Here is a 22205-nt window from a genome sequence, read left to right as displayed (position 1 = left end):
ATGCGAAAGATTTTTCTTCCATTGTTACTGGTGGCGCTTTCACCGGTTGCCCACAGCGAAGGTGTGCAGGAAGTCGAGATTGATGCGCCGCTCTCTGGCTGGCATCCGGCAGATGGCGAAGATGCCAGTTTTTCACAGTCGATCAATTACCCCGCGTCATCCGTCAACATGGCGGATGATCAAAATATCTCTGCGCAAATCCGCGGCAAAATAAAAAACTATGCTGCGGCGGGCAAAGTCCAGCAGGGCCGGCTGGTGGTCAACGGTGCCAGCATGCCACAGAGAATTGAATCCGATGGTTCTTTTGCGCGCCCTTATATTTTCACGGAAGGCAGTAACAGTGTGCAGGTCATTAGCCCTGATGGGCAAAGCAGACAAAAAATGCAGTTTTACTCTACGCCTGGGGCTGGAGCGATTCGCGCGCGTTTACGGCTGGTTCTCTCGTGGGATACGGACAATACCGACCTCGATCTTCATGTCGTTACGCCTGACGGTGAACATGCCTGGTACGGTAATACGGTGCTGAAAAACAGTGGCGCACTGGATATGGATGTCACGACGGGTTACGGACCAGAGATTTTCGCCATGCCAGCGCCGATTCACGGGCGCTATCAGGTGTATATCAACTACTATGGCGGGCGCAGCGAAACGGAATTAACTACCGCCCAATTGACGCTGATCACCGATGAAGGGTCGGTCAATGAGAAACAGGAAACGTTTATTGTGCCGATGCGCAATGCTGGTGAACTGACGCTGGTGAAAAGTTTTGACTGGTGATCCCTTCATTCACACTTTGCCCGGCACTCTTTTTTCAGATAAGACTGCTGGGCTATCTGCCTACGCCAGGATATAACCATTAACAAGCGTCGGCAGAATGGTCATTTCTCATTGTGCGTTCTGAAATCTGTCCATTTTTTGCGGCTTCCCTGGTTAAGGCAATGGTTTCTAAGCGAACATCGTGTTGCAATGGTGACAGAACATTGCGGTGACACACTTTTACCGCTACCTTAACCACACTCCATCGTTCACCTGAGGCGGAGCTTCGCCCCTTTGAAATACCTGGCTTCTTTTCGCACAACCCTGAAAGTCTCGCGCTACATGTTCAGAGCGCTGGCGTTATTGATCTGGCTGTTGATTGCTTTTTCATCAGTGTTTTACATCGTCAACGCTTTACATCAACGAGAATCTGAGATTCGTCAGGAATTTAATCTAAGCTCCGATCAGGCCCAGCGGTTTATTCAGCGCACCTCTGATGTCATGAAAGAGCTGAAGTACATTGCTGAAAATCGCTTATCCGTGGAAAACGGCGTGCTTTCTACGCGTGGGCGTGAAACGCAAGCGGATGTGCCGGTTTTCGAACCGCTGTTTGCTGATTCCGATTGTTCCGCAATGAGTAACACCTGGCGAGGCTCCCTGGAGTCACTGGCGTGGTTTATGCGCTACTGGCGCGATAATTTCTCTGCGGCTTACGATCTCAACCGCGTGTTTTTAATCGGCAGCGATAACCTCTGTATGGCCAACTTTGGCCTGCGTGATATGCCCGTCGAACGTGACACTGCTCTGAAAGCCCTGCATGAACGCATTAACAAATATCGTAACGCGCCACAGGATGACAGCGGCAGTAACCTTTTCTGGATCAGTGAAGGGCCGCGCCCTGGAGTGGGATATTTCTATGCGCTGACGCCAATTTATCTGGCAAACCGTTTGCAAGCGCTTTTAGGCGTAGAACAGACAATTCGGATGGAGAACTTCTTCCTGCCGGGTACGTTGCCGATGGGCGTCACCATTCTTGATGAAAATGGTCATACCCTGATTTCGCTGACCGGACCGGAAAGTAAGATCAAAGCCGAACCGCGTTGGATGCAGGAGCGATCCTGGTTTGGCTATACGCCAGGTTTCCGTGAGCTGGTGCTGAAGAAAAATCTACCGCCGTCTTCGCTAAGTATTGTCTATTCAGTGCCTGTTGATCAGGTGCTGGAACGTATTCGCATGCTGATACTTAACGCGATTTTGCTGAACGTGATTGCGGGGGCTGCATTATTTACCCTCGCACGGATGTATGAGCGACGTATTTTTATTCCGGCGGAAAGTGACGCCCAGCGACTGGAAGAGCATGAGCAGTTTAACCGCAAGATAGTCGCCTCTGCGCCTGTGGGCATCTGCATTTTGCGAACTGTCGATGGCGTCAATATTTTGAGTAACGAACTGGCGCATACCTATCTCAACATGCTTACACATGAGGATCGCCAACGGCTGACGCAAATTATTTGTGGCCAGCAGGTCAATTTTGTCGATGTCCTTACCAGTAACAATACCAATCTGCAGATCAGCTTTGTTCACTCACGCTATCGTAATGAAAACGTGGCAATTTGCGTACTGGTAGATGTGTCTTCACGCGTGAAGATGGAAGAGTCGCTGCAGGAAATGGCGCAGGCGGCAGAACAGGCGAGCCAGTCAAAATCGATGTTCCTTGCTACCGTCAGCCACGAACTGCGAACGCCGCTGTATGGCATTATCGGTAACCTGGATCTATTACAAACCAAAGAGTTACCAAAAGGTGTTGACCGTCTGGTGACGGCAATGAACAACTCTTCCAGCCTGTTATTGAAAATTATTAGCGACATTCTCGATTTCTCGAAGATTGAATCGGAACAGTTGAAAATCGAACCACGCGAGTTTTCGCCGCGCGAAGTTATGAACCACATCACCGCCAACTATTTGCCGCTGGTGGTACGCAAGCAACTTGGTTTGTACTGTTTTATTGAGCCAGATGTACCGATGGCGCTCAATGGCGATCCAATGCGCTTACAGCAGGTGATCTCCAACCTGTTGAGTAATGCTATTAAATTTACTGATACCGGCTGCATTGTTCTGCATGTTCGCGTTGATGGTGATTATCTTTCTATTCGCGTACGTGATACCGGGGTGGGCATTCCAGCGAAAGAAGTGGTGCGGTTATTTGACCCATTCTTCCAGGTGGGGACGGGTGTACAGCGTAACTTCCAGGGTACTGGTCTGGGGCTGGCGATTTGTGAAAAACTGATCAGTATGATGGACGGTGACATCTCGGTGGATTCTGAACCGGGAATGGGCAGCCAGTTTGCGGTGCGTATTCCACTGTATGGCGCGCAGTACCCGCAGAAAAAAGGTGTCGAAGGATTAACGGGTAAACGTTGCTGGCTGGTGGTTCGCAATGCATCGCTCTGTCAGTTCCTTGAAACCAGTTTGCAGCGTAGCGGCATAGTCGTTGCAACATACGAAGGGCAGGAGCCGATCCCCGAAGATGTGTTGATCACCGATGATGTGGTGAGTAAAAAATGGCAGGGCAGGGCGGTTATAACTTTCTGTCGTCGCCATATTGGCATCCCCCTGGAGAAAAAACCTGGTGAATGGGTACACAGTGTGGCAGCCCCGCACGAGCTACCGGCATTGCTGGCGCGCATCTATTTGATAGAAATGGAGAGTGACGATCCTGCTAACTCTCTGCCGTCGACCGACAAAGTGGTCAGCAATAACGACGATATGATGATTCTGGTTGTGGACGATCATCCGATTAACCGTCGTCTGTTAGCCGATCAGCTTGGATCATTGGGCTATCAGTGTAAGACGGCGAATGATGGTGTTGATGCACTTAATGTTCTTAGTAAGAATCACATTGATATTGTGCTAAGTGATGTCAACATGCCGAATATGGATGGTTACCGGTTAACGCAACGTATCCGCCAGCTGGGACTTACGTTACCGGTAATAGGAGTAACGGCCAATGCGTTGGCCGAAGAGAAACAGCGGTGTCTGGAGTCCGGTATGGATAGCTGCCTGTCTAAGCCAGTGACGTTAGATGTCATAAAGCAGACGCTGACGATGTATGCCGAGAGGGTCAGGAAAGCACGGGAATCGTAGGGGCGTTCGGTGCAAATGCCAGATGCGACGCTGGCGCGTCTTATCTGGCCTACAAAGTAGTAATATATTGAAATATTAGGATTTGTAGGCCGGATAAGACGTTTACGTTGCACCCGGTAATCGGTGCTTATCTGGACTGCGGGAAATTACTCTTTATCCGCCGGACTTAACGTCACAGAAGAGAGATAATTCAACAGCGCGATATCGTTCTCGACACCCAGCTTCATCATTGCGGATTTTTTCTGGCTACTGATGGTTTTAATACTCCGGTTCAGCTTCTTAGCAATCTCGGTAACCAGGAAGCCTTCGGCAAACAGGCGCAGAACTTCACTCTCTTTTGGTGAGAGGCGCTTGTCACCGTAACCGCCAGCGCTGATTTTCTCTAACAGCCGAGAAACGCTTTCCGGAGTAAATTTCTTACCTTTTTGTAGCGCTGCGAGGGCTTTCGGCAGGTCGGTCGGCGCACCTTGTTTCAGAACGATCCCCTCGATATCCAGGTCCAGTACCGCACTAAGAATAGCCGGGTTATTGTTCATGGTCAGAACAATAATCGACAGACTTGGGAAGTGGCGCTTGATGTACTTGATTAAAGTAATGCCATCGCCGTATTTATCGCCAGGCATGGAGAGATCGGTAATCAAAACATGCGCATCCAGCTTCGGCAGATTATTGATCAGTGCTGTAGAGTCCTCAAATTCGCCAACAACATTCACCCACTCGATTTGCTCAAGTGATTTGCGAATACCGAACAAGACTATCGGATGGTCATCAGCAATAATTACGTTCATATTGTTCATGTAATAGGCTACCTTGCTACAGCAAGCTCTTGACATAGCTGTCAATGTCGCTGATGTATTTTTCTATTCCTGGGACATCCTTCTCGCGAATAAGATGTTCCAGCGTTTCACATAACTGCTTGCCGGGTACCAGATTAAGCATGGCAAACACGCCTTTCAGACGATGAGCCGTTTGGGCTAACGCAGCAAAGTCACTGGTTGCTGCCTCAGTATATAGCCTCTTAACATCATCCGGTACTGTGTCTACAAAGAGCGCATAATAGCCGCTGGCATGGAGTTGTGCATTTTCATCTCCGCCCAGAGGCGATTCTGTCACCTCTTCCTGCGCCAGTTGCACTTCGATTAATTGTAAGACCGCTTCCTGCATAGCGTTGCTCATATTGAAGTTGACGCACAATTGACCAGGTCCAATTTCCCGTACGCCAGACTCATCATCGCTTAAAAGCAAGCCAGAGGCAGTAAGATTAGACGGATTATCCGTTAAAAAGATATCATAATCTTGACTAATTAATCTTTCATCCGGTGTGATGCAGGTTGCCCCCCAATTTTCTAACTGGCGAGTGACAATATTCCGAATTTCTGCGGAAGTTATGTCCATCATCACGCTAACATCATCCAGTAAACGCTCTTCTTCCTCTTCCACTTCTGGCTCCGCAGTGGGCATTTTAATATGCACGGAATAACGTGTACCAAGCTCGTCGCGCGTTTTGATGTTTAAATGACCGCCTAGCTTGCGCGCCAGTTGATCGCTCAACCAGAATGCCAACGGGTCTGCTTTGCCGTAGCGATCGCGTTGAGTCTGGTTGATGAACGGGAAGTGCAAATTATCCATTTCATGAATGCTTATGCCATCTCCGGTGTCCAGAATGCGGAAAGTCAGACGTTCTTCGGAAGATTCGTCCTGGTCTACCTCAAGGGTAATTTTCCCCATTTGCGTCGAAGTGACAGCATATTGCATCAGTAACAGCAAAATACGGCGTAAGGCATCGCGATCGCCACAGCGCATATCGTGTGCTTTTAGATGATTGTTAATCAGTAGCTGAAGACCTTTACGCTTGATGGCTGGCAACACGGAAGGCACGACTTCATCAATCAAATCCTGCACGGAGAAAAGCTCGCTCTCGCTTTTCCAGCTATCGTCGGCAAGCATATTCGCTAACTGGATTTCATCAACCAGGCGCACCAGCACATCAGCCTGATTCGCCAGTTGTCTGCTTTCCGGTGTGTTGAGTTTGGCTGCGCTTTCCGCCAGGACGTGTGCAGGTTCTTTTAGTGCGTCGCCAATATTTTTCATAAAGGCCATCCGGCCTTGCTGATTCTTCTCGTACAGACGCTGCGCTTGCTTGAGTTTCTTGTTCACCAGTACTTCGCGATCTTGATCGCGAATAATGAAGATTTGTGTACGCGGCGCGACCTGGCTGCGAAACATACGGATCTCATACAGTTCGTTATTGATCGTCGCCTGAATGATGCCCTGATGCTGTTCTGCCATAGTGGTGATGTTTTGCAGATTCAAATGCGGCAGCAGGTGGTCGGCAATTTTATTGCTTATTACTGTGCGGTTCGATTCCTGATCGTGAACCAGCAGGCCGAGTGGCAGCAGCGACACGATCTCTTCATTGATGGCCCGCAAAACGCGCAGTTCATTGTTCACTGCCGTGCTGGGTACGCTTTCTGTGGTACGGCCAGAGAAATGGCGGAAGGTGGTATAGCCAAACAGCGCCAGCGCCAGCAAACCGATGTTCAGCAGCAGCGGCAGGAGAATGTTTTGCAACGTATCCAGCAGCAATGTGCCGTAAGGAACCTGCCAGACCAGACGCATATCCGTGGAGTTGAGCGCCGAAGAGATTTCAATCTTCGAACTATTAAAGTGGATACTGACGCTATCCGCCGCTTCTTTCTCATTATTATTGGTTCCCGCTGCGGCCGCGTCTGGCTCCAGACGGAAGCTATCCAACGGCATCCCCGGCGGGATCAAATCATTAATAGGCAGATCAAAAGCCACTACCGTCGCCAGATGTCCCGGCTGGTTAAAGGTGGTACGCAGGGTAAAATAATGACCGTTCTGCCAGGCCAGGCGGCGCAGGTTAGAAAAACTTTCACGTTCATCCAGGGCGTTGGCCTGTTGCAACATCTCTGCGCGACGAGAATCAACAATGTCACTGACAGTCGATTCTTTAAATCCCGAGGTCAGATCTTTTAGCGGTAGGGTGGAGATCAAAACCAGGCTGTTATCCTGGCCGTTCAGATAGTACATCGACCAGGGTACATTCTCTGCGCCCCACAATGTATCCAGATAAGTGGACATTCTTTGGGTCATTTCAAGCGTTGAGTTGTCGTGAGAACCAAAGATCAGGGCTTCCGTTTTGCGGCGCGGTTTTTCCAGATAATAGACATCCTGTTTCAGGCGCGTCTCCTGCAACCCTTCGCTGGAGGAGGTAGAGGCCGTCGCGGCAATGTTGTCGTAAATCTGCCAGGTCACATAACGCCAGGTATCGACGCGCTTTTGGATGGCATGGGTAATATCAACAATCTGGTAGCTTTTATCTTTCAGCCAGGCGTTAACGGCGCTTTGTACCATTACACCCATCGTCACTAGTAACACAATGATCAACAGTAAAAAGAAGCGGGTAATGCTCCCCGGTAGGAGTGAAAAGCGGGTCGTGGCCGTTGTCTCTTTCTGACGCATTCGTGTTTATGACCTGTTAAAACTTCGCAAAGTGATAGGGCAGTATAAAGGGTACAGTGTGAAATTCCAGACTCTTACCTGATTGATGTTAAGGCATTCGCCGACGATATTTCACATTTTTCCCTGCGGTAAATAAATGTACAAATGCCTTGTTAATGTACAAATAACCCACAGGCGTGAAGAAAATTATCAGGAAAATAGTGCAGATAGATTTTGTCGGTAATTGTTGTTGGTTTTTTACGAAATGGTTAACGATTGTTATAATTTTGCTACGGTAGTACAAGAAAATAAAAGATGTGTAAAGAAGGGTAAAAAAAACCGGATGCGATGCATCCGGCTGAAATAGGGGTAAACAGACATTCAGAAATGAATGACGGTAATAAATAAAGTTAATGATGATAGCGAGACATATTTTAGTTGCGAGTGAAGAATTTGTTTTAACATTCAGTGCGGTCAATAACTTAAGATTAAGTTATTGTTTTAAAGGTCGAAATAATCTTACTTGATGTTTAGTGCGTTATTTGCTCAAACATCAGAATCTGAAAAAGTTCCATCACATTTACATTTTGAAATACCTATGTGGATATTTGAAACATCTTAAAAGTTTTAGTATCATATTCGTGTTGGATTATTCTGCATTTTTGGGGAGAATGGACCTGCCGACTGATTAATGAGGGTTAATCAGTATGCAGTGGCATAAAAAAGCAAATAAAGGCATATAACAGAGGGTTAATAACATGAAAGTTAAAGTACTGTCCCTCCTGGTCCCAGCTCTGCTGGTAGCAGGCGCAGCAAATGCTGCTGAAGTTTACAACAAAGACGGCAACAAATTAGATCTGTACGGTAAAGTAGACGGCCTGCACTATTTCTCCGACAACGATAAGGTTGATGGCGACAAGACCTACATGCGTCTTGGCTTCAAAGGTGAAACTCAGGTTACTGACCAGCTGACCGGTTACGGCCAGTGGGAATATCAGATCCAGGGCAACGCTCCTGAAAGCGAAAACAACTCCTGGACCCGTGTGGCATTTGCTGGTCTGAAATTCCAGGACGTTGGTTCTTTCGACTACGGTCGTAACTACGGCGTTGTTTACGACGTAACCTCCTGGACCGACGTGCTGCCAGAATTCGGTGGCGACACCTACGGTTCTGACAACTTCATGCAGCAGCGTGGTAACGGCTTCGCGACCTACCGTAACACCGACTTCTTCGGTCTGGTTGACGGCCTGAACTTTGCTGTTCAGTACCAGGGCAAAAACGGTAGCGTAAGCGGCGAAGGCATGACCAACAACGGTCGTGATGCTCTTGAGCAGAACGGTGACGGTGTTGGTGGTTCTATCACTTATGACATCGGTGAAGGCTTCAGCTTCGGTGGTGCGATCTCCAGCTCCAAACGCACCGCAGATCAGAACAACAGTGCTCGTTTCATCGGTAATGGTGATCGTGCAGAAACCTACACTGGTGGTCTGAAATACGACGCTAACAACATCTACCTGGCTGCTCAGTACACCCAGACTTATAACGCAACTCTGGCTGGTGATTTAGGCTGGGCGAACAAAGCCCAGAACTTTGAAGTGGTTGCCCAGTATCAGTTCGACTTCGGTCTGCGTCCTTCTGTTGCTTACCTGCAGTCCAAAGGTAAAAATCTGAATGCCAACATCGCTGGTCGTACTTACGACGACGAAGATCTGGTGAAATATGTTGATGTTGGTGCTACCTACTACTTCAACAAAAACATGTCCACCTATGTTGATTACAAAATCAACCTGCTGGACGACAATAACTTCACCCGCGCTGCTGGCATCAACACTGATGACATCGTAGCTCTGGGTCTGGTTTACCAGTTCTAATCTCGATTGATATCGAACAAAGGGCCTGCGGGCCCTTTTTTCATTGTTTTCAGCGTACAAACGCTTTTTTTTGGTGTACTCTTGCGATTGTTCGCATGAGGATAATCACGTATGGAAATAAGCTTTACCCGCGTGGCACTGCTGGCTGCCGCGCTCTTCTTTGTTGGTTGCGATCAAAAACCACAACCCGCCAAAACCCACGCTACTGAAGTTACCGTTCTTGAAGGCAAAACTATGGGTACCTTCTGGCGTGCCAGCATCCCGGGCATTGACGCCAAACGCAGCGCCGAACTTAAAGAAAAGATTCAGACCCAGCTGGACGCCGACGATCAGCTGCTTTCGACCTATAAAAAAGATTCCGCGCTGATGCGCTTTAACGACTCGCAAAGTTTGTCGCCGTGGCCGGTAAGTGAAGCGATGGCCGATATCGTCACCACCTCGCTGCGCATTGGCGCAAGGACCGATGGTGCGATGGATATAACCGTCGGGCCGCTGGTGAATCTGTGGGGCTTTGGCCCGGAACAACAGCCGGTTCAAATTCCGAGCCAGGAACAGATCGATGCGATGAAAGCCAAAACCGGCTTACAGCACCTGACGGTGATTAATCAGTCCCACCAGCAATATCTGCAAAAAGACCTGCCGGATTTATATGTCGATCTCTCCACCGTCGGTGAAGGTTATGCGGCGGATCACCTGGCACGCTTGATGGAGCAGGAAGGGATTTCCCGCTATCTGGTGTCGGTGGGCGGCGCGCTGAACAGCCGTGGTATGAACGGTGAAGACCTGCCGTGGCGGGTAGCGATTCAAAAACCAACCGATAAAGAAAACGCGGTTCAGGCTGTGGTGGATATCAACGGTCATGGGATTAGCACCTCTGGCAGCTACCGTAACTATTACGAACTGGACGGCAAACGTCTTTCCCATGTTATCGATCCGCAAACCGGGCGTCCCATCGAACACAATCTGGTATCCGTGACGGTGATTGCTCCGACGGCGCTGGAAGCCGATGCCTGGGATACTGGCTTGATGGTACTCGGGCCGGAGAAAGCCAAAGAGGTTGTTCGCCGGGAAGGGCTGGCGGTTTATATGATCACCAAAGAAGGCGATAGCTTTAAAACCTGGATGTCACCACAGTTTAAAAGCTTCCTTGTCAGCGAAAAAAATTAAAGCGCAAGATTGTTGGTTTTTGCGTGATGGTGGCCGGGCAGACTAAAGGCTATCCTTAACCAGGGAGCTGATTATGAAAAACGCCACATGCTTAACTGACGATCAACGCTGGCAATCTGTCTTAGCCCGCGACCCGCACGTCGACGGCGAATTTGTTTTCGCCGTGCGTACCACGGGTATCTTTTGCCGCCCGTCTTGCCGTGCCAGACATGCCTTGCGGGAAAATGTCTCCTTCTATACCAATTCCAGTGAGGCACTCGCCGCTGGGTTTCGCCCCTGCAAACGCTGCCAACCTGATAAAGCCAACGCCCAGCAACATCGGTTGGATAAAATCACCCACGCTTGTCGACTGCTGGAACAGGAATCGCCCATGACGCTGGAAGCCTTAGCCGACCAGGTGGCGATGAGTCCGTTCCATCTACATCGTTTATTTAAAGCCACGACCGGAATGACGCCAAAAGCCTGGCAACAGGCCTGGCGCGCTCGCCGTTTGCGCGAATCGCTGGCGAAAGGGGAGTGCGTCACCCGGGCGATTCTGAACGCTGGATTTCCCGACGGCAGTAGTTATTACCGCAAAGCCGACGAAACGCTGGGCATGACGGCTAAACAGTTTCGCCACGGTGGCGAAAACCTGGCTGTGCGTTATGCACTGGCCGATTGTGAACTGGGGCGTTGCCTGGTGGCGGAAAGCGAGCGGGGGATTTGCGCAATATTACTGGGCGATGATGACGCGACATTAATCAGCGAACTGCAGCAGATGTTTCCTGCCGCTGACAACACTCCCGCTGATCCGACGTTTCAGCAACACGTGCGCGAGGTAATAGTCAGTCTCAATAACCGCGATACGCCGCTGACGTTGCCACTGGATATTCGGGGAACCGCTTTTCAACAACAAGTCTGGCAGGCGCTACGCACTATACCTTGTGGTGAAACGGTGAGTTACCAGCAACTGGCGAACGCGATTGGCAAACCGAAAGCGGTACGTGCCGTAGCCAGCGCCTGCGCCGCCAACAAGTTAGCTATCGTAATACCCTGTCATCGGGTAGTACGCGGTGATGGCGCACTTTCTGGTTACCGCTGGGGCGTGTCGCGCAAAGCGCACCTGCTGCGCCGCGAAGCTGAACATGAGGAGATGTAATGTTGGATCTGTTTGCTGATGCAGAGCCGTGGCAAGAATCGCTGGCTTCCGGCGCGGTGATTTTGCGCCGTTTTGCTTTTAACGCTGCGGAACAACTGATCCGCGATATTAATGACGTTGCCAGCCAGTCGCCGTTTCGCCAGATGGTTACCCCGGGCGGGTATACCATGTCGGTGGCGATGACCAACTGCGGACATATGGGATGGACCACCAATCGACAGGGTTATCTCTATTCGCCCATTGATCCGCAAACGGAACAACCGTGGCCAGCGATACCGCAAAGTTTTCATGATTTATGTCAGCGGGCGGCCACGGCGGCGGGCTATCCAGACTTTCAGCCTGATGTTTGCCTCATCAACCGCTACGCCCCGGGCGCGAAACTGTCGCTGCATCAGGATAAAGACGAACCAGACCTGCGTGCGCCGATTGTTTCTGTTTCTCTGGGCTTACCCGCTATTTTCCAATTTGGCGGCCTGCAACGAAATGATCCGCTAAAACGACTGCTGCTGGAACATGGCGATGTGGTGGTGTGGGGCGGTGAATCGCGGCTGTTTTATCACGGTATTCAACCAATAAAAGCTGGGTTTCATCCACTCACCGCCGACTGCCGCTACAACCTGACATTCCGTCAGGCAGGTAAAAAAGAATAAAAATAAGAATTATTATTGCTGTGCGCGCGGAGATGTTTAAACTGCGGGCTGTAATTCATTGTCCGGGTTTTCTGCATGGAACTTCTTGTACTTGTCTGGCGGCAGTATCGCTGGCCATTTATCAGTGTGATGGCGCTAAGTCTCGCCAGCGCGGCATTAGGTATTGGCTTAATTGCTTTTATCAATCAGCGCCTTATCGAAACGGCGGATACCAGTCTGCTGGTGTTGCCGGAGTTTCTGGGTTTATTGCTGCTGTTGATGGCAGTGACGCTGGGATCGCAACTGGCGCTCACCACACTGGGACATCACTTCGTTTACCGACTGCGTAGCGAATTTATTAAGCGGATTCTGGATACTCACGTCGAGCGTATCGAACAACTCGGCAGCGCCTCGTTGCTGGCGGGGTTAACCAGCGATGTACGCAATATCACCATTGCGTTTGTTCGTCTGCCGGAACTGGTGCAGGGAGTCATTCTCACTATCGGTTCAGCGGCGTATCTGTGGATGCTGTCGGGCAAAATGCTGCTGGTAACGGCTATCTGGATGGCGGTCACCATCTGGGGCGGTTTTGTGCTGGTGGCGCGGGTGTACAAGCATATGGCGACCCTGCGTGAAACCGAAGACAAGCTGTACACGGATTTTCAAACCGTGCTGGAAGGGCGTAAAGAGCTGACCCTGAACCGCGAGCGCGCCGAGTACGTTTTTAAAAACCTCTACATTCCCGATGCACAAGAGTACCGCCATCATATTATTCGCGCTGATACGTTCCATCTTAGTGCCGTGAACTGGTCGAACATTATGATGTTGGGCGCTATTGGTCTGGTGTTCTGGATGGCGAACAGTCTCGGTTGGGCGGATACCAACGTTGCGGCGACCTATTCGCTGACGCTGCTGTTCCTGCGTACGCCGCTGCTTTCGGCGGTTGGTGCGTTGCCGACGCTGCTAACGGCACAGGTGGCGTTTAACAAACTGAACAAATTCGCGCTCGCGCCTTTCAAAGCGGAGTTTCCGCGCCCGCAGGCGTTTCCCAACTGGCAAACGCTGGAGCTGCGTAATGTTACGTTTAGCTATCAGGATAACGCGTTTTCCGTTGGACCGATTAACCTCACCATTAAACGTGGCGAACTGCTGTTTCTGATTGGTGGCAATGGTAGCGGAAAATCGACGCTGGCGATGTTGCTGACAGGTTTGTATCAGCCGCAAAGTGGCGAAATTTTGCTGGATGGCAACCCTATCAGCGGCGAAAAACCGGAAGATTATCGCAAACTGTTTTCGGCAGTCTTTACCGATGTCTGGTTGTTTGATCAACTGCTGGGGCCGGAGGGAAAACCTGCTAACCCGCAACTGGTTGAGAAATGGCTGGCGCAGCTGAAAATGGGTCATAAGCTTGAGTTAAGTAACGGGCGTATTGTTAACCTGAAGTTATCGAAAGGGCAGAAAAAACGTGTGGCACTGTTGCTGGCACTGGCAGAAGAACGCGACATTATCCTGCTGGATGAATGGGCGGCGGATCAGGACCCACACTTCCGCCGCGAGTTTTATCAGGTACTGCTGCCGTTGATGCAGGAGATGGGTAAAACAATCTTTGCTATCAGCCATGATGATCACTACTTTATCCACGCCGACCGCCTGCTGGAGATGCGTAATGGGCAACTTAGCGAACTGACTGGCGAAGAGCGCGACGCAGCTTCGCGTGATGCCGTTGCCCGGACGGCATAATGTTTTGACGCTGACCTGGCGGATCGCTGCCGCCAGGTCAATATTCTAAAAATCCCTTCATTTCCAATAACCCTATAATTAATCAACGAAATTATAATGTTTCTAAAATTAGAATATAATTTATAAACATTATTTAAATATTGTTACTTAAGTGTTACCGTTGATGCCGCGCAAATCTCACCTGCAATAAAGCGACTAAAAGTAAGGCATTAACAAGATGAAAAAAGTGACTGCCATGCTCTTCTCGATGGCCGTGGGGCTTAATGCCGTTTCGATGGCGGCAAAAGCGAAAGCGTCCGAGGAGCAGGAAACTGATGTACTGTTGATTGGCGGCGGCATTATGAGCGCCACGTTGGGGACCTATTTACGGGAGCTGGAACCGGAATGGTCGATGACAATGGTGGAACGCCTGGAGGGTGTTGCGCAGGAGAGTTCGAACGGCTGGAACAACGCCGGAACCGGGCATTCTGCGCTGATGGAACTCAACTACACCCCGCAAAACGCCGATGGTAGCATCAGTATCGAAAAAGCAGTCGCTATTAACGAAGCATTCCAGATTTCCCGCCAGTTCTGGGCGCATCAGGTCGAGCGCGGCGTGCTGCGTACTCCGCGTTCATTTATCAATACCGTTCCGCACATGAGCTTTGTCTGGGGCGAGGATAACGTCAACTTCCTGCGCGCCCGTTACGCGGCCTTGCAACAAAGTTCGCTGTTCCGCGGTATGCGTTACTCCGAAGATCACGCGCAAATCAAAGAGTGGGCGCCGCTCGTGATGGAAGGGCGCGATCCGCAGCAGAAAGTGGCTGCGACACGTACAGAAATTGGCACCGATGTAAACTATGGTGAAATCACTCGCCAGTTAATTGCTTCCTTGCAGAAGAAATCTAACTTCTCGCTGCAACTCAGTAGCGAAGTCCGCAGCCTCAAACGTAATGACGACAACACCTGGACCGTCACCGTTGCGGATCTGAAAAATGGCACTGTACAGAACATCCGCGCAAAATTTGTCTTTATCGGCGCGGGCGGTGCGGCGCTGAAACTGTTGCAAGAATCCGGTATTCCAGAAGCGAAAGACTACGCCGGTTTCCCGGTGGGCGGTCAGTTCCTGGTTTCGGAAAACCCGAATGTGGTTAATCACCATCTGGCGAAGGTTTATGGTAAGGCATCCGTTGGTGCGCCGCCGATGTCAGTTCCGCATATCGATACCCGTGTGCTGGACGGTAAACGCGTAGTGCTGTTCGGGCCATTTGCTACGTTCTCAACCAAATTCCTCAAAAACGGTTCACTGTGGGATCTGATGAGTTCCACCACTACTTCCAACGTGATGCCGATGATGCACGTCGGGCTGGATAATTTCGATCTGGTGAAATATCTGGTGAGTCAGGTGATGTTGAGTGAAGAGGATCGTTTTGAAGCGTTGAAAGAGTACTATCCGCAGGCGAAAAAAGAGGACTGGCGTTTGTGGCAAGCGGGACAGCGCGTGCAGATTATCAAACGTGATGCCGAGAAAGGCGGCGTACTGCGTCTGGGAACAGAAGTGGTCAGCGACCAGCAAGGAACCATTGCCGCGCTGCTGGGGGCATCTCCTGGGGCGTCAACAGCTGCACCAATTATGTTGAATCTACTGGAAAAAGTGTTTGGTGATCGTGTTTCCAGCCCGCAATGGCAGGCCACGCTGAAAGCGATCGTTCCGTCTTATGGCAGCAAGTTGAACGGCGATGTGGCGGCAACAGAACGTGAGTTGCAGTACACCAGCGAAGTGCTGGGTCTGAAATATGATAAGCCGCAGGCGGCAGACAGCACGCCGAAACCGCAGTTAAAACCGCAACCCGTTCAAAAAGAAGTGGCGGATATTGCGTTGTAATGATGCGCCGCATCCTGCATTGAGTGTCGGATGCGGCGTAACCGCCTTATCCGACCTACGGGGTGCAGCACTTCACAGCGGCGTAGGCCTGATAAGACGCGCCAGCGTCGCATCAGGCAATCGGCTCGGGCGTTAGATGTCGGATGCGGCGCAACCGCCTTATCCGCCCTACGGGGCGCAGCACTTCACAGCGGCATAGGGCTGATAAGACGCGCCAGCGTCGCATCAGGCAACCAGCTCGGGCGTTGGATGTCGGATGCGGCGTAACCGCCTTATCCGCCCTACAGGGGGAGCAGTTTACAGCAGTTTAGCGAACGACTGCGTTCTCAATCTTCTCTTCTGCCTTCCAGATGCGGTATTTCACATCCACATTGTCTGGCGTATACACCACGATCGGCAGCTTACTGTTGTAACGCAGCATTCCGGTATCGCCCAAATATGCGGTGACAAATTTCTTCTCTTTTTTGCCGTCCGGGCAGGCCATCATCGTCGAAACTGGCGAGCTAACTTTATCAAAGACATAATAATCATAGCCCCAGCCTTCCAGCGTTTTGCTTTCCAGCTTCCCACCGAGACGATGCAGATTGCAGTCGACTTCCAGCGTCTGACCGATTAACAGTTCTACTTTCAGGGTAGATTCATCTTCTTGCGGAGTTAGCTGAATCACCTGACGCTTCATCCCTTTTTCAGCTTGCGGATAAGGGGCGATTTTTTCCAGTGGCTGGACGCTGTCTGCCGCCCAGGCAGAGGTGGCGGCGAAAGCGGCAAACAACACTGCAGGTAGAATGGTCTTCATTTGTTTTCCTTCTTCATTTATAGGTTTTCATCGTTGATGTCGCTGAAGGTTAACATATTCATCAGATTTATTGATTTGCTTTATGAATAACTTAAGGAATATTCAGACAACTTTACCTTCTCTTTTGGTGTTATATGCTGACGGATGGTGAAGCCTGGAGAAATATCTTTGGTGAATTTATCGCTATGTAAAATTGTTTATAACCGATTGAAATGTGAATAAAAGCCCATTTTTGCCTGCCTTCCCGCCACTCTTTTGATCCTGCTACAGGTTTTACCCCGATCGGGGTATGCATCTTTGACACATCCTTTAATATCTTAGCGCCTATAAAAATGGCTTATTAATTATGCGGTTTATTTGGTCGCTCCAGCTTTGTGGAGCGCGTTAATGATGGAAGGTCAATGTGAAGATTGATGCATCCCGTCGGGGCATACTCACTGGTCGCTGGCGCAAAGCCAGTAACGGTATCCGTCCGCCCTGGTCCGGTGATGAATCTCATTTTCTGACCCATTGTACCCGCTGCGATGCCTGTATTAATGCTTGTGAAAACAACATTCTGCAACGCGGTGCGGGCGGCTATCCGAGCGTTAATTTCAAAAACAACGAGTGCAGCTTCTGTTACGCCTGCGCGCAGGCTTGCCCCGAATCGCTATTTTCTCCGCGCCACACCAGGGCCTGGGATTTGCAGTTCACCATTGGGGACGCGTGCCTGGCATATCAGTCAGTTGAATGCCGCCGCTGTCAGGATAGCTGTGAGCCAATGGCAATTATCTTTCGCCCGACGCTCTCCGGGATCTACCAGCCGCAACTTAATAGCCAACTTTGCAACGGATGTGGTGCATGTGCAGCCAGCTGTCCGGTATCAGCCATAACTGCGGAGTATCTCCATGCACACTAACTGGCAAGTTTGCAGCCTGGTCGTGCAGGCCAAAAGCGAACGAATTTCAGACATCAGCACTCAACTAAACGTCTTTCCTGGCTGTGAAGTCGCTGTCAGCGACGCGCCGAGCGGTCAGTTGATTGTGGTGGTGGAAGCAGAAGACAGCGAAACGCTGATCCAAACCATTGAGTCAGTACGCAACGTAGAGGGCGTGCTGGCGGTGTCGCTGGTTTATCACCAGCAGGAAGAGCAAGGTGAGGAAACACCATGAAAATCAGTCGTCGTAGCTTTATGAAAGCTAACGCCGTTGCGGCCGCTGCGGCGGCTGCCGGTCTCAGCGTGCCGGGCGTTGCCCGCGCCGTTGTTGGTCAGCAGGAAGCCATTAAATGGGATAAAGCGCCGTGCCGTTTCTGCGGTACTGGTTGCGGCGTTCTGGTCGGAACGCAGCAGGGGCGTGTGGTGGCCTGTCAGGGCGACCCGGACGCACCGGTTAACCGTGGCCTGAACTGCATTAAGGGCTATTTCCTGCCCAAAATCATGTACGGTAAAGACCGTTTGACGCAGCCGCTACTGCGTATGAAAAACGGTAAATATGACAAAGAAGGCGAATTTACCCCAATCACCTGGGATCAGGCCTTCGATGTGATGGAAGAGAAATTCAAAACCGCCCTGAAAGAAAAAGGGCCGGAATCGATCGGTATGTTCGGTTCTGGTCAGTGGACTATCTGGGAAGGTTATGCCGCGTCCAAGCTGTTCAAAGCTGGCTTTCGTTCGAACAACATCGACCCGAACGCGCGTCACTGTATGGCGTCGGCGGTTGTTGGCTTTATGCGTACCTTTGGTATGGATGAACCGATGGGCTGCTATGACGACATCGAACAGGCTGACGCGTTTGTGCTGTGGGGCGCGAACATGGCGGAGATGCACCCGATCCTCTGGTCGCGCATCACTAACCGTCGTCTCTCTAACCAGAACGTCACCGTGGCGGTGCTTTCTACCTACCAGCATCGTAGCTTCGAGCTGGCGGATAACGGTATCATCTTTACGCCGCAGTCTGACCTGGTGATCCTGAACTACATCGCCAACTACATCATTCAAAACAATGCGATAAATCAGGACTTCTTCAGCAAGCACGTTAACCTGCGCAAAGGTGCGACGGACATCGGCTACGGTTTACGTCCGACCCATCCGCTGGAAAAAGCAGCGAAGAATCCGGGGTCTGACGCTTCCGAACCGATGAGCTTCGAAGATTACAAAGCCTTCGTTGCTGAATATACGCTGGAAAAAACCGCCGAAATGACCGGCGTGCCGAAAGACCAGTTAGAGCAGCTGGCGCAACTGTATGCCGATCCGAACAAGAAAGTCATCTCCTACTGGACGATGGGCTTCAACCAGCATACCCGCGGCGTGTGGGCCAACAACCTGGTCTACAACCTGCACCTGCTGACCGGAAAAATCTCCCAGCCGGGTTGCGGTCCGTTCTCCCTGACGGGACAGCCTTCTGCGTGTGGTACTGCGCGTGAAGTCGGCACCTTTGCTCACCGTCTGCCTGCGGACATGGTGGTGACTAACGAGAAACACCGTGATATCTGCGAGAAGAAGTGGAATATCCCGAGCGGCACTATTCCTGCGAAAATCGGTCTGCACGCGGTGGCGCAAGACCGTGCGCTGAAAGACGGCAAACTGAATGTTTACTGGACCATGTGTACCAACAACATGCAGGCCGGACCGAACATTAATGAAGAGCGTATGCCGGGCTGGCGCGATCCGCGCAACTTTATCATCGTCTCCGATCCGTATCCGACAGTCAGTGCGCTGGCAGCGGACTTGATCCTGCCAACGGCGATGTGGGTAGAGAAAGAGGGCGCTTACGGTAACGCCGAACGCCGTACTCAGTTCTGGCGTCAGCAGGTACAGGCACCGGGCGAAGCAAAATCGGATCTCTGGCAGTTAGTTCAGTTCTCCCGCCGCTTCAAAACTGAAGAAGTATGGCCGGAAGAGCTGCTGGCGAAGAAACCAGAACTGCGTGGCAAAACGCTGTACGAAGTTCTGTATGCCACCCCGGAAGTGAGCAAATTCCCGGTATCCGAACTGGCGGAAGATCAACTGAACGATGAATCCCGCGAGCTGGGCTTCTATCTGCAAAAAGGGCTGTTCGAAGAGTACGCATGGTTTGGTCGCGGTCACGGTCACGATCTCGCACCGTTCGATGACTACCACAAAGCACGCGGTCTGCGCTGGCCGGTAGTGAACGGTAAAGAAACGCAGTGGCGTTACAGCGAAGGTAACGACCCGTATGTGAAAGCGGGCGAAGGCTACAAGTTCTACGGTAAACCGGATGGCAAAGCGGTGATCTTCGCACTGCCGTTCGAACCGGCGGCGGAAGCACCGGATGAAGAGTACGACCTGTGGCTCTCTACCGGACGCGTACTGGAGCACTGGCACACCGGCAGTATGACTCGCCGTGTACCGGAACTGCACCGCGCCTTCCCGGAAGCGGTCCTGTTTATTCACCCGCTGGATGCGAAAGCGCGTGACCTGCGTCGTGGCGACAAAGTGAAAGTGGTTTCTCGCCGTGGCGAAGTGATCTCGATTGTCGAAACGCGCGGGCGTAACCGTCCGCCGCAGGGCCTGGTGTACATGCCGTTCTTCGACGCCGCACAGCTGGTTAACAAACTGACGCTGGATGCGACCGATCCGCTCTCGAAAGAGACGGACTTCAAGAAGTGCGCAGTCAAACTGGAGAAGGTGTAAGCCATTATGTCCCGGTCAGCGAAACCTCAAAATGGTCGCCGCCGCTTTCTGCGCGATGTTGTTCGCACAGCAGGCGGGCTGGCAGCCGTGGGTGTGGCGCTGGGGTTACAACAGCAAACCGCACGCGCATCTGGCGTGCGGTTGCGCCCGCCCGGAGCCATAAACGAGAACGCCTTTGCCAGTGCCTGCGTACGTTGTGGTCAGTGTGTTCAGGCTTGCCCTTACGACACCTTGAAACTGGCGACGCTGGCCTCAGGCCTGTCGGCAGGTACGCCGTATTTTGTCGCGCGGGACATTCCTTGCGAAATGTGTGAGGACGTTCCGTGCGCCAAAGTATGCCCCAGTGGTGCGCTGGATCGTGAGATCGAATCGATCGACGACGCGCGGATGGGGCTGGCGGTGCTGGTGGACCAGGAGAACTGCCTCAACTTTCAGGGGCTGCGCTGCGATGTCTGTTATCGCGAATGCCCGAAAATTGATGAGGCAATCACCCTGGAACTCGAGCGCAACACGCGTACCGGTAAGCACGCCCGTTTTCTGCCAACAGTTCACAGCGATGCCTGTACTGGCTGCGGTAAGTGCGAAAAAGTGTGCGTGCTGGAACAACCAGCAATCAAGGTGTTACCGCTGTCACTGGCGAAAGGGGAGTTAGGTCACCATTACCGCTTCGGCTGGCTGGAGGGGAACAATGGCAAATCGTAAACGTGACGCCGGGCGCGAGGCACTGGCGAAGAAAGGCTGGTGGCGCAGTCACCGTTGGCTGGTGTTGCGTCGACTTTGTCAGTTCTTCGTGCTGGGAATGTTTTTGAGCGGCCCGTGGTTTGGTGTGTGGATTTTGCATGGCAACTACAGCAGTAGCCTGTTATTCGACACCATTCCGCTGACCGATCCGCTGATGACGCTGCAAAGCCTTGCCAGCGGTCATCTGCCCGCCACGGTGGCGCTGACTGGCGCGGTGATTATCACTGTGCTCTACGCCCTGGCTGGAAAGCGATTATTTTGCAGTTGGGTCTGCCCGCTGAACCCGATTACCGATTTAGCAAATTGGTTACGCAGACGATTTGACCTCAATCAGTCTGCGACGATCCCACGCCACATTCGCTACGTGCTGTTGGTAGTCATTCTGGTGGGATCGGCCTTAACCGGCACGCTCATCTGGGAATGGATCAACCCGGTTTCTCTGATGGGGCGCAGTCTGGTAATGGGATTTGGCAGTGGCGCGCTGCTTATTCTCGCGCTGTTTTTATTTGATCTACTGGTCGTTGAACACGGCTGGTGCGGCCATATTTGTCCGGTCGGCGCGCTGTATGGCGTGCTGGGAAGTAAAGGTGTTGTCACCGTTGCGGCCACCGATCGACAGAAATGTAACCGCTGTATGGATTGTTTTCATGTTTGCCCGGAACCGCATGTACTACGTGCCCCGGTGCTGGATGAACAAAGCCCGGTGCAGGTCACCAGCCGCGATTGCATGACGTGCGGTCGCTGCGTGGATGTCTGTTCTGAGGATGTATTTACAATAACTACACGATGGAGTTCGGGAGCGAAATCATGAAAAGCCATGACCTGAAGAAAGCGCTGTGTCAATGGACGGCGATGCTGGCCCTGGTGGTGAGCGGCGCAGTTTGGGCGGCTAATGGCGTCGATTTTAGCCAGTCGCCGGAAGTATCCGGGACGCAGGAAGGGGCCATTCGGATGCCAAAAGAGCAGGAGCGGATGCCGCTGAACTATGTGAATCAGCCGCCAATGATCCCGCATAGCGTTGAAGGTTATCAGGTAACGACCAATACCAACCGCTGCTTACAGTGCCACGGTGTCGAAAGCTATCGTACCACTGGCGCGCCGCGCATCAGTCCTACTCACTTTATGGACAGCGACGGCAAAGTGGGCGCGGAAGTGGCTCCTCGTCGTTACTTCTGTCTGCAATGTCACGTACCGCAGGCCGATACCGCGCCAATCGTGGGGAATACCTTTACCCCGTCAAAAGGTTACGGGAAATAAGAG

The 22205-nt window shown here is 51.6% G+C and carries 18 protein-coding genes; 14 read left to right on the top strand and 4 right to left on the bottom strand.

The annotated features are described in order from the left end of the window. Together H9644_RS10220 and rcsC are read left to right on the top strand one after the other, a co-directional pair. Positions 1 to 777, top strand: a complete 777-nt coding sequence (locus tag H9644_RS10220) for a YfaP family protein (protein ID WP_130236889.1) — start codon at positions 1 to 3, stop codon at positions 775 to 777. Positions 778 to 1050: 273 nt separating this feature from the next. Beyond that, entirely contained in the window at positions 1051 to 3900 is a 2850-nt protein-coding gene (rcsC, locus tag H9644_RS10215; protein WP_191774428.1) for a two-component system sensor histidine kinase RcsC, read from the top strand. Between the two features lie 146 nt (positions 3901 to 4046). Here rcsC and rcsB read toward each other — a convergent pair whose 3' ends face one another. Both rcsB and rcsD read right to left on the bottom strand, forming a co-directional pair. Continuing rightward, positions 4047 to 4697, bottom strand: a complete 651-nt coding sequence (rcsB, locus tag H9644_RS10210) for a response regulator transcription factor RcsB (RefSeq protein ID WP_042290573.1) — start codon at positions 4695 to 4697, stop codon at positions 4047 to 4049. A 16-nt stretch (positions 4698 to 4713) separates the two neighbouring features. Then, complete coding sequence (gene rcsD, locus H9644_RS10205; protein ID WP_064526740.1) at positions 4714 to 7386, bottom strand: phosphotransferase RcsD; 2673 nt, start codon at positions 7384 to 7386, stop codon at positions 4714 to 4716. Between the two features lie 737 nt (positions 7387 to 8123). Between rcsD and H9644_RS10200 the strand changes: the two genes are divergently transcribed. The 6 genes from H9644_RS10200 to mqo all read left to right on the top strand — a co-directional run bounded on the left by H9644_RS10200 (position 8124) and on the right by mqo (position 15774). After that, positions 8124 to 9236 (top strand): porin OmpC, encoded by a 1113-nt coding sequence (locus H9644_RS10200; RefSeq protein ID WP_064526741.1) that lies wholly within the window; start codon positions 8124 to 8126, stop codon positions 9234 to 9236. A gap of 111 nt (positions 9237 to 9347) precedes the next feature. Continuing rightward, positions 9348 to 10403, top strand: coding sequence for an FAD:protein FMN transferase ApbE (apbE, locus tag H9644_RS10195; RefSeq protein WP_064526742.1), 1056 nt, complete (start codon positions 9348 to 9350; stop codon positions 10401 to 10403). 73 nt (positions 10404 to 10476) lie between these two features. Continuing rightward, complete coding sequence (gene ada, locus H9644_RS10190) at positions 10477 to 11541, top strand: bifunctional DNA-binding transcriptional regulator/O6-methylguanine-DNA methyltransferase Ada (protein ID WP_064526744.1); 1065 nt, start codon at positions 10477 to 10479, stop codon at positions 11539 to 11541. Continuing rightward, complete coding sequence (alkB, locus tag H9644_RS10185; protein WP_064526745.1) at positions 11541 to 12191, top strand: DNA oxidative demethylase AlkB; 651 nt, start codon at positions 11541 to 11543, stop codon at positions 12189 to 12191. The genes ada and alkB overlap by 1 nt, the downstream gene beginning before the upstream one ends. Before the next feature lie 75 nt (positions 12192 to 12266). Further along, positions 12267 to 13910 carry a microcin J25 efflux ABC transporter YojI gene (yojI, locus tag H9644_RS10180; RefSeq protein WP_064526747.1) on the top strand — a complete coding sequence of 548 codons (1644 nt, stop codon included), beginning with the start codon at positions 12267 to 12269 and terminating at the stop codon, positions 13908 to 13910. Between the two features lie 217 nt (positions 13911 to 14127). Beyond that, positions 14128 to 15774 (top strand): malate dehydrogenase (quinone), encoded by a 1647-nt coding sequence (gene mqo, locus H9644_RS10175; RefSeq protein ID WP_064526752.1) that lies wholly within the window; start codon positions 14128 to 14130, stop codon positions 15772 to 15774. A gap of 307 nt (positions 15775 to 16081) precedes the next feature. Here the strand turns inward: mqo and eco are convergent, their stop codons facing one another. After that, on the bottom strand, positions 16082 to 16570 hold the full coding sequence (gene eco, locus H9644_RS10170; protein ID WP_064526754.1) for a serine protease inhibitor ecotin: 489 nt from the start codon (positions 16568 to 16570) through the stop codon (positions 16082 to 16084). 130 nt (positions 16571 to 16700) lie between these two features. Continuing rightward, on the bottom strand, positions 16701 to 16865 hold the full coding sequence (locus tag H9644_RS21815) for a hypothetical protein (RefSeq protein ID WP_064526755.1): 165 nt from the start codon (positions 16863 to 16865) through the stop codon (positions 16701 to 16703). A 108-nt stretch (positions 16866 to 16973) separates the two neighbouring features. On the opposite strand from H9644_RS21815, the gene napF reads away from it, so the two are divergent. From napF to napB, 6 genes are read left to right on the top strand one after another with little or no spacing between them, the layout of a single operon-like run. Further along, positions 16974 to 17468, top strand: coding sequence for a ferredoxin-type protein NapF (gene napF / locus H9644_RS10165; protein WP_000686723.1), 495 nt, complete (start codon positions 16974 to 16976; stop codon positions 17466 to 17468). Then, on the top strand, positions 17458 to 17721 hold the full coding sequence (napD, locus tag H9644_RS10160) for a chaperone NapD (RefSeq protein WP_064526756.1): 264 nt from the start codon (positions 17458 to 17460) through the stop codon (positions 17719 to 17721). The genes napF and napD overlap by 11 nt, the downstream gene beginning before the upstream one ends. Further along, positions 17718 to 20204: a periplasmic nitrate reductase subunit alpha gene (gene napA, locus H9644_RS10155; RefSeq protein ID WP_064526758.1), complete on the top strand. Its 2487-nt coding sequence runs from the start codon at positions 17718 to 17720 to the stop codon at positions 20202 to 20204. Before napD ends, napA begins: the two co-directional genes overlap by 4 nt. Before the next feature lie 6 nt (positions 20205 to 20210). Then, the gene (gene napG / locus H9644_RS10150) at positions 20211 to 20906 is read left to right on the top strand and encodes a ferredoxin-type protein NapG (RefSeq protein ID WP_000091300.1); all 696 of its coding nucleotides are present in this window, start codon (positions 20211 to 20213) and stop codon (positions 20904 to 20906) included. Continuing rightward, on the top strand, positions 20893 to 21756 hold the full coding sequence (gene napH / locus H9644_RS10145; protein ID WP_064526762.1) for a quinol dehydrogenase ferredoxin subunit NapH: 864 nt from the start codon (positions 20893 to 20895) through the stop codon (positions 21754 to 21756). The genes napG and napH overlap by 14 nt, the downstream gene beginning before the upstream one ends. Next, positions 21753 to 22202: a nitrate reductase cytochrome c-type subunit gene (gene napB, locus H9644_RS10140; RefSeq protein ID WP_000835177.1), complete on the top strand. Its 450-nt coding sequence runs from the start codon at positions 21753 to 21755 to the stop codon at positions 22200 to 22202. Before napH ends, napB begins: the two co-directional genes overlap by 4 nt. The last annotated feature ends 3 nt before the right edge of the window (positions 22203 to 22205 follow it).

The organism is Escherichia whittamii, assembly GCF_014836715.1.
In the GTDB taxonomy this organism is placed as follows: Bacteria; Pseudomonadota; Gammaproteobacteria; order Enterobacterales; family Enterobacteriaceae; genus Escherichia; species Escherichia whittamii.
This window is presented reverse-complemented; position numbering and strand designations above follow the sequence as displayed.

Coding starts and splice junctions, on each gene's coding strand:
- apbE (WP_064526742.1), top strand. CDS start 9,348: ATGGAAATAAGCTTTACCCGCGTGGCACTGCTGGCTGCCGCGCTCTTC.
- yojI (WP_064526747.1), top strand. CDS start 12,267: ATGGAACTTCTTGTACTTGTCTGGCGGCAGTATCGCTGGCCATTTATC.
- eco (WP_064526754.1), bottom strand. CDS start 16,570: ATGAAGACCATTCTACCTGCAGTGTTGTTTGCCGCTTTCGCCGCCACC.
- mqo (WP_064526752.1), top strand. CDS start 14,128: ATGAAAAAAGTGACTGCCATGCTCTTCTCGATGGCCGTGGGGCTTAAT.
- H9644_RS21815 (WP_064526755.1), bottom strand. CDS start 16,865: ATGCATACCCCGATCGGGGTAAAACCTGTAGCAGGATCAAAAGAGTGG.
- napD (WP_064526756.1), top strand. CDS start 17,458: ATGCACACTAACTGGCAAGTTTGCAGCCTGGTCGTGCAGGCCAAAAGC.
- rcsB (WP_042290573.1), bottom strand. CDS start 4,697: ATGAACAATATGAACGTAATTATTGCTGATGACCATCCGATAGTCTTG.
- napH (WP_064526762.1), top strand. CDS start 20,893: ATGGCAAATCGTAAACGTGACGCCGGGCGCGAGGCACTGGCGAAGAAA.
- napG (WP_000091300.1), top strand. CDS start 20,211: ATGTCCCGGTCAGCGAAACCTCAAAATGGTCGCCGCCGCTTTCTGCGC.
- H9644_RS10200 (WP_064526741.1), top strand. CDS start 8,124: ATGAAAGTTAAAGTACTGTCCCTCCTGGTCCCAGCTCTGCTGGTAGCA.
- H9644_RS10220 (WP_130236889.1), top strand. CDS start 1: ATGCGAAAGATTTTTCTTCCATTGTTACTGGTGGCGCTTTCACCGGTT.
- napA (WP_064526758.1), top strand. CDS start 17,718: ATGAAAATCAGTCGTCGTAGCTTTATGAAAGCTAACGCCGTTGCGGCC.
- napB (WP_000835177.1), top strand. CDS start 21,753: ATGAAAAGCCATGACCTGAAGAAAGCGCTGTGTCAATGGACGGCGATG.
- alkB (WP_064526745.1), top strand. CDS start 11,541: ATGTTGGATCTGTTTGCTGATGCAGAGCCGTGGCAAGAATCGCTGGCT.
- ada (WP_064526744.1), top strand. CDS start 10,477: ATGAAAAACGCCACATGCTTAACTGACGATCAACGCTGGCAATCTGTC.
- rcsD (WP_064526740.1), bottom strand. CDS start 7,386: ATGCGTCAGAAAGAGACAACGGCCACGACCCGCTTTTCACTCCTACCG.